The organism is Streptomyces sp. NPDC043952 (genome assembly GCF_056435325.1).
This window is the reverse complement of the sequence record NZ_JBWKES010000068.1, coordinates 1-5,473: the sequence shown is the minus strand read 5'-3', so window position 1 is coordinate 5,473 and position 5,473 is coordinate 1. Positions and strand designations below refer to the sequence as shown.

Here is a 5,473-nt window from a genome sequence, read left to right as displayed (position 1 = left end):
GCTTCTCGTCCCCGTGCACGACGGCCACCGCGTCCGGGGTGCGGGCGGCCTGCGCGGCGAACAGCTCGCCGAGGGCGGCGTCCGCGCTCCCGGTGAGCAGGCCCGCCCGGCGCCCGAGCAGCAGCTCCCGCTCGCCGCCGGACAGCGACTCCAGCTCGGTGAAGGGGAGATCGGGGCTCTCGGCGGCGGCCTGGAGCAGGCGTACGAGACGGTCCGCGGTCGCCGCGACGGTGTCGGCGTCGTACAGGTCCGTCGCGTACTCCACGGTGATGTCCAGCCCGTCCGGCGCCCCGTCCGCCGTCCGGCGCTCCGCGAAGCCGAAGGTGAGGTCGAACTTGGCGATCTCCACCTCGGAGAACTCGTACGCCGTCTCCAGGCCCGGCAGTCCGGGCGCCTCGGCCGTCGTGTCACCGAGGGTCAGCATGACCTGGAACAGGGGGTGCCGGGCCGGGGTGCGCTCCGGGTTGAGGATCTCGACCAGCCGGTCGAAGGGCAGGTCCTGATGGTTCCAGGCGGCCAGGTCGGTCTCCCGGACGCGGTGCAGCAGCTCCCGGAAGCTCGGCTCGCCGCTCAAGTCGGTGCGCAGCACCAGGGTGTTGACGAAGAAGCCGACGAGGTCGTCCAGCTGCTGGTCGGTGCGGCCGGCGACCGGGGAGCCGAGGGGGATGTCGTCCCCGGCCCCGGAGCGCGCCAGCAGGGCCGACACGGCGGCCTGGGCCACCATGAACAGGGTCGTCCCGGTGTCCTGGGCCAGTGCGGTGAGCGCCGTGTGCAGATCGGCGCCCCCGTGGACCGTGTGGGTGCTGCCCCGGTTGGAGGCGGTCGCCGGACGCGGGCGGTCGGCCGGGAGGGTCGCCTCCTCCGGCAGACCGGCCAGCGCCTCGCGCCAGAAGCCCAGTTGGCGTTCCTCGTCGTCCGCCATGAGCCGCTGCTGCCACAGCGCGTAGTCGGCGTACTGGACGGGCAGCGGCTCCCAGGCGGGCGCCCGGTCCTCGGTGCGGGCCGTGTAGGCGGTGGACAGGTCGCGGAAGAGGGGCGCGTTGGACCAGCCGTCGGAGGCGATGTGGTGGATCACCAGGAGCAGCACGTGCTCGTCCTCGCCCAGCCGGAGGAGCGCGGCCCGCAGCGGGCCGCGGGAGGCCAGGTCGAAGGCGGTGCCGGAGAGTTCGGCCAGCCGGGCGGCGAGCGTGTCCGGGGTGACCGGGAGGACCGGCAGGTCCACCGGCTCCGGCGGACGCACCGACTGGTAGGCCTTGCCGTCGTGGACCGGGAAGACCGTGCGCAGGCTCTCGTGGCGGGTGACCAGGTCGGTGAGGGCGTCCCGCAGCGCCCCGACGTCCAGGGAACCGGTGAGCCGCAGCGCCATCGGGATGTTGTACGTCGCCGAGGGGCCCTCCAGCTGGTCCAGGAACCACAGCCGCTGCTGCGCGGAGGACAGCGGGACATGCTCGGGGCGCTGCGCCGCACGGGTCGGCGCGGCCCGCGGCAGCTCGCCGCTGCTCTCGGCGATGCGCTCGGTGATCCGCTCGGACAGCGCGACCACGGTCGCGTGCCGGAACAGGTCCTTGACGCCGAGCTGCACGCCGAAGGCCGCCCGGATCCGGCTGATGAGGCGGGTGGCGAGCAGCGAGTGGCCGCCCCGGTGGAAGAAGTGGTCGTCGATGGTGGCCGACGGCAGCCCGAGGACCGCTGCGAACAGGCCGCACAGGACCTCCTCCTGCGGATTGCGCGGGGCGCGCCCGATGACGTCGTGGATGATCTGCGGGGCGGGCAGCGCCCGCCGGTCGATCTTGCCGTTGGCGGTGAGCGGGATCGCGTCGAGGAGCACGAAGGCCGAGGGGACCATGTACTCCGGGAGCGCCGCCGCGGTGTGCCGGCGCAGCTCGCCCAGGTCCACGCCGTCCCCGGCGGCCACCAGGTACGCCACGAGCCGCTTGTCCCCCGGCCGGTCCTCGCGGACGATCACCGTGGCCTGGACGACGGCCGGGTGCGCGGTCAGCGCGCCCTCGATCTCGCCCAGTTCGATGCGGAAGCCGCGCAGCTTGATCTGCTGGTCGGCGCGGCCCAGGTACTCCAGGGAGCCCTCGTGGTTCCAGCGCACCAGGTCGCCGGTGCGGTACATCCGGGAGCCCGGCCCGCCGTACGGGTCGGCCACGAACCGCTCGGCGGTGAGTGACGGGCGGCCCACGTAGCCGCGCGCCAGACCGGCCCCGGCGATGTACAGCTCGCCGGGCGCACCCGCGGGAACCGGCTGGAGCGCGGGGTCCAGTACGTAGAGCCGGTGGTTGTCCAGGGCCTCGCCGATCGGGATCGTGCCCGGATAGTCGTAGGGGCGGCGGACGCGGTGGGTGGCGGCGAAGGTGGTGGTCTCGGTCGGCCCGTAGCCGTTGACGACGGTCGTGTCCGGGCAGTGCTCCTGGATCCGGCGCACCGCCTCCGGCGGTACGACGTCGCCGCCCGCCCACACCTCCCGGACCCCGGCGAAGGCCTCCGGCACCTCCTCGGCCATCACCCGGAACAGGCCCGCGGTCAGCCACAGGCTCGTGATCGAGTACCGGGCGAGCAGGTCGCCCAGCGTGTCGGTCTCCAGGTGGCCGCGGGGGGCCACGACGACCGTGCCGCCGGTCAGCCACGGCACCCAGATCTCGTAGGTGGAGGCGTCGAAGGTGTGCGGGGAGTGGAAGAGGACCCGCCGGCCGCCGTCGCCCGCGTACATCCGCTGGCGGGCCAGGTCGGCGACGTTGCGGTGGGTGACGGCGACCCCCTTCGGCACGCCGGTCGAGCCCGAGGTGAACATGACGTACAGCCACTGGTCGGGGTGGGTGGGGCCGGCCGGCCGCGTGGCGGGGCCGCCGTCGAGGTCCTTGCGGTCGACGACGAGGCCCCGCGCCTGCGCCGTGGTGACCAGCGGGTGGTCGGCCAGCGCCCGGTCGGTGATCAGGACCGGCGCGTCCAGCTCGCCGAGGATCTGGGCGTGGCGGGTGTCCGGGTCGGCCGGGTTGAGGGGTGCGTAGGCGCCGCCCGCCTTCACCACCGCGAGCATGGCGACCAGCAGGTCGGCCGAGCGCTCCATCATCAGCGCGACGACGGACTCGGGGCCGACGCCGAGACCGCCGAGGCGCTGCGCGAACCGTCCGGCCTCGGCGTCGAGTTCGGCATAGGTGAGGGAGCGCTCGCCGGACGCCACGGCGATCGCGTCCGGCGTGCGGGCCGCCTGCGCGGCGAACAGCTCCGCGAGGCCCGCGTCCGGGAAGGCGCCGTCGGTGACCGGGCCCGCGCCCAGCTCCAGCAGCCGCGCCCGCTCCTCGGGCCCGGTGAACTCCAGTTGCCCGATGGGCAGTTCCGGCGTCGCGACGGCCGCCCCCAGCAGCCGCAGCAAGCGGTCCGCGAGCCCCTCGACGGTCCGGGCGTCGTACAGGTCCGTCGCGTACTCGATGGCCAGGTCCAGGCCGCCGGGACGGCCGTCGGGCGTGCGGTGCTCGTGGAAGGAGAAGGTCAGGTCGAACTTGGCGATCTCCAGTGGGGTGAAGCCCGACTCGGTGTGCACGCCCGGCAGTTCGAGGACCGGCTTGGCCGCGTCCTGGAGGGTGAGGGCCACCTGGAACAGCGGGTGGCGGGCGGTGCTGCGCTCGGGGTTGAGGATCTCCACGAGCCGGTCGAAGGGCAGGTCCTGATGGGCCCACGCGGCCAGGTCGGTCTCCCGGACCCGGTCGAGCAGTTCCCGGAAGGAGGGGTCCCCGTCCACATCGGTGCGCAGTACCAGGCTGTTGACGAAGAAGCCCACCAGGTCGTCGAGGCGCTGGTCGGTGCGGCCCGCGATCGGTGCCCCGATCGGGATGTCCGGGCCGGCGCCAGAGCGGGCCAGCGCGGTCGCCACCGCGGCCTGCGCCACCATGAACAGGGTCGTCCCGGTCTCCCGCGCCAGCCGGGTCAGCGCCTCGTGCAGCGCGGGCGGGCACTGGACATGGTGCGTACGGCCCCGGAAGCTCGCGGTCGCCGGCCGCGGCCGGTCGGTCGGCAGGGTGGCCTCCTCGGGCAGCTCGCCCAGCGTCTGCCGCCAGAACTCGGCCTGCCGCTCCCCGTCCGCCGCGAGCAGCTCCTCCTGCCAGAGGGTGTAGTCGGCGTACTGGACCGGCAGCCGCTCCCACTCGGGCGCCCGGCCCTCGACGCGGGCGGTGTAGGCGCTCGCCACATCGCGCAGGAAGGGCGCGGTGGACCAGCCGTCGGAGACGATGTGGTGCATGACCACGAGCAGCACGTGGTCCTGCGCACCGGTCCGGAACACGCCGGCCCGCAGCGGGAGTTCGGCGGCCAGGTCGAAGGTGCGGGCCGCCGCCGCGGCGAGCAGCGCGTCCAGGGTGTGTTCCTCGGCCGGGACGACCGGCAGGTCCAGGCGGATCTCCCCGGCCGGCAGCACGACCTGCCCGGCCTCCCCGTCCGCCGCCGAGAACAGCGTCCGCAGGCTCTCGTGGCGCCCGACGGTGTCGGTCAGCGCGAGCCGCAGCGCCTCGATGTCCACCGGCCCGGTGAGCCGCAGCGCGAGCGGGATGTTGTACGTCGCCGACGGCCCCTCCAACTGGTCCAGGAACCACAGCCTGCGCTGCCCGAAGGACAGCGGCACCCGCTCCGGCCGCGCGACCTCGCGCAGCACCGGCCGCCGTACGTCCTCCCCGCCGCGCAGCTCCACCAGCTCCGCCAGCGCGGCCGGGGTCGGCCCCTGGAACAGGTCCTTGACGGTGATGCCCACGCCGAAGGCCGCCCGGATGCGGCTGATGAGCCGGGTGGCGAGCAGGGAGTGGCCGCCGCGGTGGAAGAAGTGGTCGTCGATGCCGGCGTCCGGCAGTCCGAGGATCTCCGCGAACAGCCCGCACAGCACCTCCTCGGCGGGGGTGCGCGGTGCCCGGCCGCCGGCCGCGTCCTGGTCGGCGGAGGGTGCGGGCAGCGCCTTGCGGTCCACCTTGCCGTTGCCGGTCAGCGGGATCGCGTCCAGCGGCACGAAGACCGACGGGACCATGTACTCGGGCAGCGCCGAACCGGCCCGCCGGCGCAGCGCGTCGAGGTCGAGACCGGACTCGCCCGCCACCAGGTAGGCGACGAGCCGCTTGTCGCCGGGCCGGTCCTCGCGGACGGTGACGACGGCCTGGGCGACGCCCTCGTGGGCCGCCAGCACCGCCTCGATCTCCTCCGGTTCGATGCGGAAGCCGCGCAGCTTGACCTGCTGGTCGGCGCGGCCGAGGTAGTCGAGCGAGCCCTGCTTGTTCCAGCGGACCAGGTCGCCCGAGCGGTACATCCGGGAGCCCGCCGGCCCGTAGGGGTCCGCCACGAAGCGGTCGGCGGTCAGGGACGGGCGGTCGAGATAGCCCAGGGCCAGCCCCGCGCCCGCGATGTACAGCTCGCCGGGGGTGCCCGGCGGGACCAGGCGCAGGGCGGTGTCGAGGACGTAGAGGCGGTGGTTGTCGAGTGCCTTGCCGAT

1 protein-coding gene is annotated in these 5,473 nt (G+C 74.4%); it reads right to left on the bottom strand.

Annotated elements, in window-relative coordinates:
• Window positions 1-5,473 (bottom strand): amino acid adenylation domain-containing protein (locus AC069R_RS33975; RefSeq protein ID WP_478770548.1); only part of this gene is annotated, 5,473 nt, incomplete at both ends.